This is a genomic window from Saccharopolyspora montiporae (genome assembly GCF_015209505.1).
GTDB lineage: Bacteria > Actinomycetota > Actinomycetes > Mycobacteriales > Pseudonocardiaceae > Saccharopolyspora > Saccharopolyspora montiporae.
The window spans coordinates 1-13,033 of the sequence record NZ_JADEYC010000037.1 but is presented as its reverse complement, the minus strand read 5'-3'; the positions used below and the strand labels follow the sequence as shown (position 1 = coordinate 13,033).

12 protein-coding genes are annotated in these 13,033 nt (G+C 72.6%); 7 read left to right on the top strand and 5 right to left on the bottom strand.

The genetic code is table 11. The features are described 5' to 3' along the window. The first annotated feature begins 5 nt into the window (after positions 1–5). Entirely contained in the window at positions 6–674 is a 669-nt protein-coding gene (locus IQ251_RS17425; protein ID WP_193929712.1) for a hypothetical protein, read from the top strand. Positions 675–729: 55 nt separating this feature from the next. Beyond that, on the top strand, positions 730–2,919 hold the full coding sequence (ligA, locus tag IQ251_RS17420) for an NAD-dependent DNA ligase LigA (protein ID WP_193929710.1): 2,190 nt from the start codon (positions 730–732) through the stop codon (positions 2,917–2,919). A 1-nt stretch (position 2,920) separates the two neighbouring features. Here the strand turns inward: ligA and IQ251_RS17415 are convergent, their stop codons facing one another. Further along, a complete protein-coding gene (locus IQ251_RS17415) occupies positions 2,921–3,574 on the bottom strand; it encodes an ACT domain-containing protein (protein WP_193929786.1) in 654 nt (217 codons plus the stop codon). Between the two features lie 290 nt (positions 3,575–3,864). Between IQ251_RS17415 and gatC the strand changes: the two genes are divergently transcribed. From gatC to gatB, 4 genes are read left to right on the top strand one after another with little or no spacing between them, the layout of a single operon-like run. Continuing rightward, on the top strand, positions 3,865–4,164 hold the full coding sequence (gene gatC / locus IQ251_RS17410; RefSeq protein ID WP_193929708.1) for an Asp-tRNA(Asn)/Glu-tRNA(Gln) amidotransferase subunit GatC: 300 nt from the start codon (positions 3,865–3,867) through the stop codon (positions 4,162–4,164). Next, entirely contained in the window at positions 4,164–5,699 is a 1,536-nt protein-coding gene (gene gatA, locus IQ251_RS17405) for an Asp-tRNA(Asn)/Glu-tRNA(Gln) amidotransferase subunit GatA (protein WP_193929706.1), read from the top strand. The genes gatC and gatA overlap by 1 nt, the downstream gene beginning before the upstream one ends. After that, on the top strand, positions 5,696–5,893 hold the full coding sequence (locus IQ251_RS17400; protein WP_193929704.1) for a hypothetical protein: 198 nt from the start codon (positions 5,696–5,698) through the stop codon (positions 5,891–5,893). Before gatA ends, IQ251_RS17400 begins: the two co-directional genes overlap by 4 nt. Then, a complete protein-coding gene (gene gatB, locus IQ251_RS17395) occupies positions 5,890–7,395 on the top strand; it encodes an Asp-tRNA(Asn)/Glu-tRNA(Gln) amidotransferase subunit GatB (RefSeq protein ID WP_193929702.1) in 1,506 nt (501 codons plus the stop codon). Before IQ251_RS17400 ends, gatB begins: the two co-directional genes overlap by 4 nt. Before the next feature lie 61 nt (positions 7,396–7,456). Here gatB and IQ251_RS17390 read toward each other — a convergent pair whose 3' ends face one another. After that, positions 7,457–8,209, bottom strand: coding sequence for an SDR family NAD(P)-dependent oxidoreductase (locus IQ251_RS17390; RefSeq protein WP_193929784.1), 753 nt, complete (start codon positions 8,207–8,209; stop codon positions 7,457–7,459). Between the two features lie 73 nt (positions 8,210–8,282). Next, positions 8,283–9,437: a PQQ-dependent sugar dehydrogenase gene (locus IQ251_RS17385; RefSeq protein WP_370591474.1), complete on the bottom strand. Its 1,155-nt coding sequence runs from the start codon at positions 9,435–9,437 to the stop codon at positions 8,283–8,285. 182 nt (positions 9,438–9,619) lie between these two features. Here IQ251_RS17385 and IQ251_RS20320 point away from each other — a divergent pair, with 182 nt between their 5' ends. Further along, positions 9,620–10,357, top strand: a complete 738-nt coding sequence (locus IQ251_RS20320; protein ID WP_193929700.1) for a DoxX family protein — start codon at positions 9,620–9,622, stop codon at positions 10,355–10,357. 119 nt (positions 10,358–10,476) lie between these two features. On the opposite strand, the gene ilvD is transcribed toward IQ251_RS20320, so the two are convergent. Next, positions 10,477–12,321, bottom strand: coding sequence for a dihydroxy-acid dehydratase (gene ilvD, locus IQ251_RS17375; RefSeq protein WP_193929698.1), 1,845 nt, complete (start codon positions 12,319–12,321; stop codon positions 10,477–10,479). 194 nt (positions 12,322–12,515) lie between these two features. After that, the coding region (locus IQ251_RS17370; RefSeq protein WP_228047368.1) for a PH domain-containing protein at positions 12,516–13,033 on the bottom strand (518 nt) is incomplete at its 5' end.

Genomic DNA, 13,033 nt, shown 5'->3' with positions numbered 1-13,033 from the left:
GGGCCATGTTCCGCTTCCTGCGTCGCACCCGGACCGCACCGGACGAACCGGTCTCCACCGAGGCCGATGCCGCCGGGCGGGCCGCGGAGTTCTGGCGGCGCTGGCACGAGCTGCTGCCCGAGACCGCCGCCGCGCTCGGTGACGGCGAGCTTCACCGGGTGGAGAACCTGCTGGCCGATGCGGTGGCGGCGATGCATCCGGAGCTCACGTTCACCGTGGAGCGCGGGGAGGTCGCCGTGTACGCGCTGGTGGTCACCGGGCAGGCCGATCCGCGGCTGCGGGTGTGGACCGATGCGTGGATGGCTGCCGCTCCCGCGGCGGATGCGCTCTGGGAGTACCACGACTCGGTGCCGCCGGTGCCGGATCCGACCGAGGTGACGGTGAACCTGCGCGGCGAGAAGTACCCGCTGTCCCAGATCCGGGTGGTGGCCCAGGTCGACGAGACCGAAGGGCTGGTGGACGTGGCGGTGCACCACCCCCGGTTCGCCGACCTGGACGAGAACGCGCAGCGCGCGCTGACGTTCCTGCCGCTGGACGCGGCGCTGGGCGAGCGGTTGGCCGCCGACCGGTTGGGCAGGGTGGAGACGGCCGTGCAGGAACCGCAGGGCGCGGTGGGTCTGCTGGAGTTGCGCGATCTCGTGCGCGAACTCGCCGCGGCCGCGGACGGCGGCTGATCCGCTCGGCGAGCCGGTGCGTGCCGGTGTCCGCCCGGCTCGCTAGTCTCGGGGCGTGACCAGCAACGACCCGGGTGCCGGCCGATCCGGCGCCGCATCGGATGGGGACGGCGCGTTCGAGGAGGCAGCGGGCCCCGCGACCGCGGATGCGCAGGCCGAGGGCATCGCGGAGGTGCCCGCCGAGGTGCGCCAGGAGTACGCCGATCTGGCCGAGCAGGTGCGCGGCCACCAGTTCCGCTACTACGTGCTCGACGCCCCGACCGTCGCCGATGGCGAGTTCGACGACCTGTTCACCCGCCTGCAGCGGCTGGAGGCCGACCACCCGGCGCTGCGTGCTCCCGACTCGCCGACGCAGGTGGTCGGCGGCACGTTCTCCACCGAGTTCACCGCGGTGCAGCACCTGGAGCGGATGCTGAGCCTGGACAACGCGTTCAGCACCGAGGAGCTGGCCACCTGGGTGGACCGGATCGAACGGGAGGTGGGCACCTCGGCGGTGCACTACCTGTGCGAGCTCAAGATCGACGGGCTCGCGGTCAACCTGCTGTACCGGGACGGCAAGCTCGAACGCGCGCTGACCAGGGGCGACGGCCGCACCGGTGAGGACGTGACGCTGAACGTGCGCACCATGGCCGATGTGCCGGACGAACTGGCCGGCACCGGTGATTACCCGGTGCCGCCGCTGGTCGAGGTGCGCGGTGAGGTGTTCTTCCGGGTGGACGAGTTCGGCGAGCTCAACGCGAAGCTGGTGGAGGCGGGCAGCACTCCGTTCGCGAATCCGCGCAACGCGGCGGCCGGTTCGCTGCGGCAGAAGGATCCGCGGGTGAGCCGGACGCGCCCGCTGCGGTTGATCTGCCACGGCCTCGGCAGGCGGGAGGGGTTCGAGCCCGAGCGCCAGTCCGAGTCCTACGCGGCGCTGCGCGCCTGGGGGCTGCCGGTCTCCGCGCACACCGTCGTTCTATCCACAGTGGATGACCTGGTTCGGCACATCAGCTACTGGGGTGGGCACCGGGACGAGGCCGAGCACGAGATCGACGGTGTGGTGGTCAAGGTCGATGAGGTGCCGCTGCAGCGCAGGCTCGGCGCCACCTCCCGCGCGCCGCGCTGGGCGATCGCCTACAAGTACCCGCCGGAGCAGGCCACGACCACGCTGCTCGACATCCAGGTCAACGTCGGACGCACCGGTCGGGTCACCCCGTTCGCGGTGATGGAACCGGTCAGCGTGGCCGGGTCGACCGTGTCGATGGCCACGCTGCACAACGCCGACGAGGTCCGGCGCAAGGGCGTGCTGATCGGCGATCGGGTGGTCATCCGCAAGGCCGGCGACGTGATCCCGGAGGTGCTCGGCCCGGTCGCCGATGCGCGCACCGGTGACGAGCGCGAGTTCACCATGCCCGCGGTCTGCCCGGAGTGCGCGACGCCGCTGCACCGGCAGAAGGACACCGACGTCGACCAGCGCTGCCCGAACGCGCAGGGCTGCCCCGGGCAGCGTCGGGAGCGGCTGTTCTACCTGGCCAGCCGCAAGGTGCTGGACATCGAGGTGCTCGGCTACGAGGCCGCGGTGGCGCTGCTGTCGGCAGGGGTGCTCGGTGACGAGGGGGACCTGTTCGACCTCGACGAGCAGAAGCTGCTGCAGGTGCCGCTGTTCCGCACCAAGGAGGGGGCGCTGTCGGCCAACGGGCACAAGCTGCTGTCCAACCTGGACACCGTCAAGCAGCGGCCGCTGTGGCGGGTGCTGGTGGCGCTGTCCATCCGGCACGTGGGGCCCACCGCGGCGCAGGCGCTGGCCCGGGAATTCGGGTCGATCGAGCGCATCGAGGAGTCCTCGGAAGAAGAGCTGGCCGCCACCGACGGCGTCGGGCCGACGATCGCCGCGGCCGTGCGCGAGTGGTTCGGCGTCGAGTGGCACCGCGAGGTGGTGCGCAAATGGCGAGCCGCCGGGGTGCGCACGGCCGAGGAACGCGACGACTCCGTACCGCGCAACCTGGCCGGTCTGTCCATCGTGGTCACCGGAACACTGCCGACCTTCTCCCGGGACGAGGCCAAGGAAGCGATCATGGCCCGCGGTGGCCGCGCGGCCGGTTCGGTGTCGAAGAAGACCGCGTTCGTCGTGGTCGGGGACGCGCCGGGCTCCAAGCACGACAAGGCGGTGCAGCTGGGGGTGCCGGTGCTGGACGAAGACGGGTTCCGGGTGCTGCTGGGGCAGGGCCCGGACGAGGCCGCCGAGCACGCGCTGCCCGGCGAGTAGCTCAGCTGTCCAGCACGACGGAGACGATCCCGGCGAGGTGGGCGAGTCGGGCGAGCTCGGCGGCCCGGAACATCGGCCCGCCGGGGCGCCCGGCCAGCAGCACTCGGTCCGGTTTGCCGATCGGGGTCGCCGCGAGTTCGGTGCCCAGCTCCTGCCACGTGCCGGGGACCCATTCCTCGTCGCCGTCCAGGATCGTGGCCCGGTCCAGCGGCAGCCACGGCAGCTCCAGGTAGCCCTCCTGCGGGGCGGAGGTGCTGGCGGCGAGCTGCTCGGCGCCGCCCGAGCGGTGGCCGAACACCATCGCCCAGCCGGAGCGGATGATCCGGGGCACGCCTTCGGCGAAGATCTGCAGCCCGCGCCCGGGCTCGGCGGCGATCTCCTCCACCAGCTCCAGTTCGCGATGTGTGTCGAGCACGCCCGCGTAGGGCCGCACGGCGTCGACCTCCACGCCGTCGATGGACTCGGCCGCGGTGATCAGGATGTCCGGCAGCCTGCCGGAGGGCAGGTCGACGACCATGTCGTCTATCGCGACCCCGCCGCCGCGCTCGACGACGTGCACACCGAGGATGTCGGCACCGATCTCGCCGAGCGCGCTCGCCACCGAACCCAGCGCGCCGGGCTGGTCCGGTATCTGCACCCGGATGAGGAAGGACACCGGACTCAACGCCTCCAGATTCGTGCGCGACGCCTCGCCGGCCGCGCCCGATGCGGCGCACGGGAGCGCACGCGTGCTCCCGCACGAGGAACGTGCACCGGAATTGTGGCAGACGGCGGACCCCTGCGGTGAGCCTGTCGTCCACGCAGTGGAATGCCCGGCCGATTCGCACCGTGGCGCGATCGACACGGGCGGCGCCCGGCGCGCCGAGTCCCGGTTCGGGCTGGTCCGGACCGGCGCCATAGACTGAGGGGAGCCGTTGAACCGCATATGACCAGGGAGCCTTCCCAGTGTCCAAGATCTCCCGCGACGAGGTCGCGCACCTGGCCGGCCTGGCGCGGCTGGCCGTCACCGAGGCCGAGCTCGACACCTTCGCCGGTCAACTCGACGTGATCCTGGAATCGGTGGCCAGGGTCGGGGAGGTCGCCGCGGACGACATCCCGCCCACGTCGCACGCGGTACCGGTGACCAACGTGTTCCGCCCGGACGAGGTGCGGCCCAGCCTGCCGCGGGACCAGGTGCTGGCCGGTGCCCCCGCCGCCGAGCAGGAGCGGTTCCGCGTCCCGCGGATTCTCAACCAGGAGGGCTGATGACCACGACCGCATCCGGCGGTTCCGGGCTGACCGGGCTGACCGCCGCCGAGCTCGCCGAGAAGCTGCAGTCCGGCGCGACCTCCGCGGTCGAGGTGACCCAGGCGCACCTGGACCGGATCTCGGCCGCCGAACCCGCTGTGCACGCGTTCCTGCACGTGGCCGCCGACGAGGCGCTGGCCGCGGCGCGCGCGGCCGACGAGGACCGGGCCGCGGGCCGCGCCGCCTCGCCGCTGGCCGGGGTGCCCCTGGCGCTCAAGGACGTGCTGACCACGACCGACATGCCCACCACCTGCGGCTCGCGGATGCTGCAGGACTGGGTGGCGCCCTACGACTCGACGGTGGTGCGCAAGCTGCGCGACGCCGGTGTCGTGGTGCTCGGCAAGACGAACATGGATGAGTTCGCCATGGGCTCGTCCACCGAGAACTCCGCCTACGGGCCCACGCACAACCCGTGGTCGACGGACCGCATCCCGGGCGGCTCCGGCGGGGGGTCGGCCGCGGCGCTGGCCGCGTTCGAGGCGCCGCTGGCCATCGGCACCGATACCGGCGGCTCCATCCGCCAGCCCGGTGCGGTGACCGGCACCGTCGGCGTGAAGCCGACCTACGGCGGGGTGTCCCGGTACGGCCTGGTCGCGTTCTCCTCCTCGCTGGACCAGCCGGGTCCGTGCGCGCGCACCGTGCTCGACGCGGCGCTGCTGCACGAGGTGATCGGCGGGCACGACGAGCGCGACTCCACGTCGATCGCCCAGCCGGTCCCGCCGGTGGTGGCCGCGGCGCGCGAAGGGGCGTCCGGTGACCTGCGCGGCGTGCGGGTCGGCGTGGTGCGCGAACTGGCCGGCGAGGGTTACCAGCCCGGTGTGCAGGCGTCCTTCGACGCGGCGGTGGCGCAGTTGACCGGGTTGGGCGCCGAGGTCGTGGAGGTGTCCTGCCCGAACTTCGACTACGCGCTGGGCGCCTACTACCTGATCGCGCCGAGCGAGTGCTCGTCGAACCTCGCGCGGTTCGACGCGATGCGCTACGGCCTGCGCGAGGGCGACGACGGGGCGCGCAGCGCCGAGGAGGTGATGTCGCTGACCCGGGAGTCCGGTTTCGGCCCGGAGGTCAAGCGGCGGATCATGCTCGGCACCTACGCGCTGTCCTCCGGCTACTACGACGCCTACTACGGGCAGGCGCAGAAGGTGCGCACCCTGATCAGCCGCGATTTCAGCGCGGCGTTCCAGCAGGTCGACGTGCTGGTGTCCCCGACGACGCCGACCACGGCGTTCCGGATCGGCGAGCGGGTCGACGATCCGATGTCGATGTACCTGGCCGACCTGTGCACGATCCCGTCGAACCTCGCGGGCAACGCCGCGATGAGCGTGCCGTGCGGGCTCTCCGCCGACGACGGGCTGCCGGTGGGGCTGCAGATCATGGCCCCGGCCATGGCCGACGACCGGCTCTACCGCGTCGGTGCCGCCTACGAGGCCGCCCGCGACGCCGCCGACGGCGGCGCCCTGATCAACCGTGTTCCGCAGCTGGAGGTCGCGCAATGAATCCCAAGCTCAAGGCACTGTTCCAGCTCGCAGGCGCGCTGGCGGGGTCCATCGGGCTGATCACCCGCCTGCGCGAGGCTCGCGCGGACAAGGACCGGCTGGCGCTGGCCGACGCGGTCATCTCGGCGCTGGGCACGATCACCGGTGCCGCGCTGGCCGTGCGGACGCTGCGCAAGGGGGAGGACCCGAAGTGACCGCCACGGCCGAGATCATGGACTACGAGCAGGTCCTGGACCGGTTCGACCCGGTGCTCGGGCTTGAGGTGCACGTGGAGCTGTCCACCCGCACCAAGATGTTCTGCGGCTGCGGCAACGAGTTCGGTGCCGAACCCAACACCCGGACCTGTCCGGTGTGCCTCGGGCTGCCGGGGTCGCTGCCGGTCGTCAACGGCAAGGCCGTGGAGTCGGCCATCCGGATCGGACTCGCGCTGAACTGCCAGGTCGCCGACTGGTGCCGGTTCGCCCGGAAGAACTACTTCTACCCGGACATGCCGAAGAACTTCCAGACTTCGCAGTACGACGAGCCGATCGTCTTCGACGGGTACCTCGACGTGGTGCTCGACGACGGCGAAACGTTCCGAGTCGAGATCGAGCGGGCGCACATGGAGGAGGACACCGGCAAGTCGCTGCACGTCGGCGGCAGCACCGGGCGGATCCACGGTGCCGAGCACTCGTTGCTGGACTACAACCGGGCCGGGGTGCCGCTGATCGAGATCGTCACCAAACCGATCACCGGCGCCGGTGCGCGGGCCCCCGAGGTGGCGCGCGCCTACGTCGCCGCGCTGCGGGACCTGCTGCGCGCGCTGGACGTCTCCGACGTGCGCATGGATCAGGGGTCGCTGCGCTGCGACGCCAACGTGTCGCTGTCCCCGCGCGGTTCCGGCGTGTTCGGCACCCGCACCGAGACGAAGAACGTCAACTCGCTGCGCAGCGTCGAGCGGGCGGTGCGTTTCGAGATGCAGCGGCACGCGGCGGTGCTCACCGAGGGCGGCGAGATCCGGCAGGAGACGCGGCACTTCGACGAGTCCACCGGTTCCACCGCGGCCGGGCGGCCCAAGGAGACGTCCGAGGACTACCGGTACTTCCCGGAACCCGACCTGGTGCCGATCGCGCCTAGCCGGGATTGGGTGACCGAGCTCGGCGGGACGCTGCCGGAACTGCCCTGGGAGCGGCGCAAGCGGGTGCAGGACCAGTGGGGCCTGTCCGACGAGGAGCTGCGCGACCTGGTCAACGCGGGTGCGCTGGACCTGGTGGCCGAGACGGTCGACGCGGGTGCTTCCTCCGGCGAGGCGCGTTCCTGGTGGGTGGCGTACCTGGCGCAGCAGGCCAACACGCGCGGGGTGGAGCTCGCCGAGCTCGCCATCACCCCGAAGCAGGTGGCGCGGGTCGTGGAACTCGTCGGGCAGGGGCAGCTCACCAACAAGCTGGCCCGCCAGGTCGTGGACGGCGTGCTCGACGGCGACGGGGAACCGGACGAGGTCATCGCCGCGCGCGGTCTGGAGGTCGTCTCGGACGACACGCAGCTGCAGGCGGCGATCGACGAGGCGCTGGCGGCGCAGCCGGACGTGGTGGACAAGATCCGCGACGGCAAGGTGCAGGCCGCCGGGGCGATCGTCGGCGCGGTCATGAAGGCTACGAAGGGCCAGGCCGACGCCAAGCGGGTCCGCGAGCTGGTGCTGGCGGCCTGCGGGCAGTGAGCCGGTTCCGCCCGCGCCGGGTCCTGCGCAGGACCCGGCGCGGGCGGAGCGCGGAACCCGGTCAGCGGGCCACGTACCCGCCGTCCACGTAGAGCTCGGAACCGGTGACGAACGAGGCGTCGTCACCGGCCAGGAAGGCCACCGCGGCCGCCACCTCGTCCGGGCGGCCCAGCCGCCCCATCGGCGTGGCCTGCACCATCGCCTGCTTCTCGCCGCGCTGCTCGGCCCCGGCCAGGATCGGGGTGTCGATGAAACCGGGGTGCACCGAGTTGACCCGGATCCCGCTGTGCGCCCAGGCCAGCGCGGCGTTCTTGCTCAGCAGCCGGACCGCCCCCTTGGCGGCGTGGTAGCCGGGACTGCTGCCGAAACCGCCCACCGCGCCGAAGATCGAGCTGATGTTGATCACCGATGCGTTGCCGGACGCGTGCAGCGCCTCCGCAGCGGTGTGCATGCCGAGGAACGTGCTGTGCTGGGTCGTTTCGACCGTGCGCAGGTAGGTTTCGTACCCGGTGTCGTCGATGGGGTCCGAATCGGCGATGCCCGCGTTGTTCACCAGCACGTCGAGCCCGCCGAACTCGTCCACGACCCGGCGCACCGCGGCCTGCCACTGCTCGGCGGCGGTGACGTCCAGGTGCGCGAACGCCGCCCGGCCGCCGTCGGCGAGGATCCGCCGCACGATCTCCTCGCCCGCCTCGTCCTGGATGTCGGTGACCAGCACCGCCGCGCCCTCGGCCGCCAGGCGCAGCGAGGTCTGCTCGCCGATTCCGCTCGCCGCGCCGGTGATCAGCGCTGTCCGACCCTGCAGCCGCTGCATGGTGCGCACCTCCGCTCCTCGAACCACCCCCGGTGACCGCCACCGGAGTGCCGCCGTCCGCGTCGGCCGGCGGTCAGTCCTTGCCCGCGCTGCCCCCGCTCGGCGGTTCGATGCGCACCACGCGGTCGTCACTGGGCACCGGCTGGCCGCCGGTCTTGTTCGAGGTGCCCAGCCACACCAAGCCTTCCGGGCTCCGGGCCGACGCGGAGAGCCTGCCGTAGGTGCCTTCCAGGACCTTCTCCGGCTGCCCGGTGAACGTTCCGTCCGGGGCAGGGCGCAGGGTGAACAGCGCGGCCGCGTCCTCCAGGGACACCACCACCGAGCCGCTGGCCGCCGCACATCCGGAGACACCGGGTTTCTCGCGCCAGGTCCAGTCGGGGGAGCCGAGCTCGCGGCCGTAGTCGACCCGGTAGAGCGAGTCCTGCGCCCCGCCGCGGTCGGTCACCCAGACCCCGCCGTCGTCCGGTGCGCCGCACAGCCCGCTCGGTTCGGCCAGGCCGGTGGCCACGACCGGGCTGCCCGGATCCGGGTTGTCCGGGGCGGGATCGCCGAAACCGTCCAGGCGCAGCACCTTGCCGGCGGGCGAATCGGGATTCGCCGCCGCCTGCGGGTCCCCGCCGTCCCCGGTGGCGACCAGCAGCGCACCGCGGCCGTCGTCGAGCAACGCCCCGGAGTTGCCCGAGCTGCCGCGCGGGATGCCGGTCAGCACCGGCTTCGGGCTGTCGCCGGGAGCCACCCGCACGACCTGGTTCTCGCCGCCGGTGGTGGCGTAGGCGTAGAAGAGCTCGTCCTCGTCGTAGCTGGGGGACAGTGCCAGCCCGGTCAGCCCGCCGTCGCCGACCGCATCGACCGGAATCCGGGCCAGTTCCACGGGTTCGGCGCCCAGCTCCACCCGCAGCACCCGTCCGGTGTCCCGCTCGGCGACCAGCGCGCCCTGCCCGTCCGGCAGCACGGCCACCGCGCCGATGGGGCCCAGGCAGGTGGCGACCACCGCGGGGTCCGGGTCGGTGCAGCCGTCCGCTTCCGCGGCTTCCGGGCGCGGACCGGAGGATTCCGGCGGCGGCTCTTCGCCTTCGATCGAGGGTTTCGGGCCCGCCTGCGGTTCCAGCGAGGGCTGCTCGGACCAGTTCCCGCGGTGCTCGTCCGGGAACTGCGCGCAGCCGGCGAGCAGCGCGATCCCGAGCGCGGTCGCCACCAGTCGCGCGCGGTGTCCGAACGAGGCTGCCACGCCGCACGAGGGTAGTCGCCCCGGGGTGAACGGGAGGTGAGCCGTCCCGCGTCCGAGTGGCGGTCGGCGACCGCCCGCGCCGCGCAGCGCTTGCGCCGCTGGTCCGCGGGGAAGTCACGGCTCGTCGACGTTTTCCGCGAAGGGGTCGCACGGCGGAGTGACATACCCTAACGTCTGCCGACGTGCGAATTCACGACGATCGCCCCGGCGGAGCGGGCGGCTACCCCGACGATCGCGGTTTCGGCGGTCAGGTCGCGTCCGGCGGTGCCCAGGCGCCGTCCGGTCCGGGTGGTACGCAAAGCCTCGGCGCGCGGCGCCACAACTACTACGACGATGACGACGGCTACACCGAAGCCGAGGCCACGTCCCTGACCGGCTCGGGCAGCGGTTACGCCGATGACCTCGGCGCGATCCGCAGGCCGCTGGCCTGGACGGCCGGCGCTGACCTCGGGCTGCTGATCCTGCGGCTGGCGCTGGGCGGTGTGTTCCTGCTGCACGGTGCGCAGAAGATGTTCGGCGCGTTCGGCGGTTCCGGAACCCAGGCGTTCGCGCAGTCCCTGGGCCAGATGGGTTTCCGCGAGTCGGCGGCGCTCGCCCTGGTCACCGGCGGGACCGAGCTCGCGGCGGGCGCGCTGCTGGTGCTCGGCCTGTTCACCCCGATGGCGGCGGCCGGTGTGGTGGGGGTGATGGCCAGCGCCGTGTTCCTCAACGTCGGCAACGGCTTCTTCCTGCCGGAGGGCGTCGAGTTCGAAGCGGTGCTCGGCGCGCTGGGCCTGGGGCTGATGTTCACCGGGCCCGGGCGGGTGGCGCTGGACAAGGGGCGCGTGTGGTTCCGGCGGCCGCTGCTGTTCGGCTTCCTCGCGCTGCTCATCGCCGGCGGGGCCGCCGCAACCGTGCTGGTCCTGTTCCACCAGCCGTAGCGATTGCTGCGGGAGGCCTGCGAGCCCGGACGTCGGCGAGCGGGAACCCCTGCGCCGCAGCGGGGACGAGACCCGGCATCCGGCCCGGTGCTGCGAGAGCACCGGGCCGGATGGTTCGGTCACTTGCCGACGTCGCGCACCGCTCCGTAGGAGGCCGAGGTGGCCAGTCGGGCGTAGGCGCGCAGCGCGGTGCTGATCGGGCGTTCGCGGCCCGACGCCTGCCACGGGTGCTCGCTGGCCTGCATCTTGGCGCGGCGCTCGGCGAGCACCTCGTCGTCGACGAGCAGTTCCAGCCTGCGCTCGTGCGCGTCGATGAGCACCTGGTCGCCCTCTTCGACGAGCCCGATGTTCCCGCCGTTGGCCGCCTCCGGGGAGATGTGCCCGATGGACAGCCCGGAGGAACCGCCGGAGAAGCGGCCGTCGGTGATCAGCGCGCACTTCTTGCCCAGGCCCGAGCCCTTCAGGAAGGCGGTGGGGTGCAGCATCTCCTGCATCCCGGGACCGCCCGCCGGGCCTTCGTAGCGGATCACCAGGACGTCACCGGCCTGGATCTGCTTGCCGAGGATCAGCGAGACCGCCTGCTCCTGGCTCTCCACCACGCGGGCCGGGCCCTGGAAGCGCCACAGCTCCTCCTCGACGCCCGCCGTCTTGACCACGGCGCCCTCCCCGGCCAGGTTGCCGCGCAGCACGGCCAGGCCGCCGTCGGCGGTGTAGGCGTGCGGCACATCGCGGATGCAGCCCTCGGCGGCGTCGGTGTCCAGGCTCGACCAGCGGTTCTCGGTGGAGAACGCCTGCGTGGTGCGCACGCCGCCGGGAGCCGCGTGGAACATGCGCACTGCCTCCTCGGACGGCGAACCGCCGCGCACATCCCAGGCGCCCAGCCACTCGTCGAGCGTCGGGCTGTGCACGGTGGAGACGTCGCGGTGCAGCAACCCGCCCCGGTCGAGCTCGCCGAGGATCGCCGGGATGCCGCCCGCGCGGTGCACGTCCTCCATGTGGAAATCGGAGTTCGGCGCGACCTTGGACAGGCAGGGCACCGCGCGGCTGGTGGCCTCGATGTCCTCCAGCGTGAAGTCGATCCCGCCTTCTTGGGCGGCGGCCAGGGTGTGCAGCACGGTGTTCGTCGAACCGCCCATGGCCATGTCCAGCGCCATCGCGTTGTCGAACGCCTTCTTGCTCGCCACCGAGCGCGGCAGCACCGACTCGTCGTCCTCGCCGTAGTAGCGCTGGGCGATGCGCACCACGGTGCGCCCGGCCTCCTCGAACAGCGAGCGCCGATCGGCGTGCGTGGCCAGCGTGGAACCGTTGCCGGGCAGCGCCAGGCCCAGCGCCTCGGTGAGGCAGTTCATCGAGTTGGCGGTGAACATCCCGGAACAGGAACCGCAGGTGGGGCAGGCCGAGCGCTCCACCTCGCTGAGGCCCTCGTCGTCGACGTCCGGGCTGGCCGAGGCGGAGATCGTGGTGATCAGGTCGGTGGGTGCGTGCGCGACGCCGTCCACGACCACGGCCTTGCCGGCTTCCATCGGGCCGCCGGAGACGAACACCGTCGGCACGTTCAGCCGCATGGCGGCGTTGAGCATGCCCGGCGTGATCTTGTCGCAGTTGGAGATGCACACCAGCGCGTCGGCCTGGTGGCCGTTGACCATGTACTCGACGGAGTCGGCGATGATCTCCCGGGACGGCAGCGAGTAGAGCATCCCGCTGTGCCCCATGGCGATGCCGTCGTCGACGGCGATGGTGTGGAACTCGCGGGGCACGCCACCGGCCTCGCGGATCTTGTCGGCCACCACGTCGCCGAGGTCGCGCAGGTGGACGTGCCCGGGCACGAACTGCGTGTAGGAGTTGGCGATGGCCACGATGGGCTTGCCGAAGTCGTCATCGGTCATGCCCGTGGCACGCCACAGCGAGCGTGCGCCGGCGGCGTTGCGTCCGTGCGTGGTGGTGCGGGAGCGCAGCTGGGGCATAAACACCTCGGTGGTCGAAGAGCGCGTGTTGCGGACGGTCCCGCCGGTGCTGCGCCTGATCTGCGGGCGAAGCGGATGCGGAGCCCGGTCCTGCCGGTGCGGGTCGCGCCGCGGGCCGGCCGGTCCGCGCCTCGTGGGCGCCGGGAGTCGCCGCGCCTTGTGGGCACGACGAGTGGTCAGCGGTGCTGCCGACACTACTCCGCTGCGTACGGATCCGGCAGCCGCCCACCGCTCATCATCGCGAACCGCGGCAGGTCACGGGGGCGGACCGAGGGCAGGGTCACCCGCTTGCCGGAGCGCAGCACCGCCTGCAGCCGGGCCTGCCGGTGCACCCGCAGCGAGCCGATCTCGTCCCAGGGCATCTCCGCGCGGCCCAGCACGGTGCGCGCGGTGACCGACTCGGCGGTGACGGTGGTTCCGGTGCGCAGCAGCCACACCAGCAGGGCCAGTGGGAACAGGTAGACGAGCAGCGCCCAGCCGCCCGCCGTGGTCGCCAACGGGGTCGCGCAGGCCGCGATGGCGAGCACGGCCAGCACCGAGACCCGTGGCGTGCGGAACGTCAGCGATGCCGGCAGCCGGGGTGCGGAGCCGTCCGCGGGAGTCCCGGCGTCCGGGGCCTCCTCCGCGGGTGTGTGCGCGGCGGTCGCGTCGGTCCGCCCGGTGGACTCGCCGGGCCGGCCGGCCACCTCGGGAGTCTGGGTGCTCTCGGTGA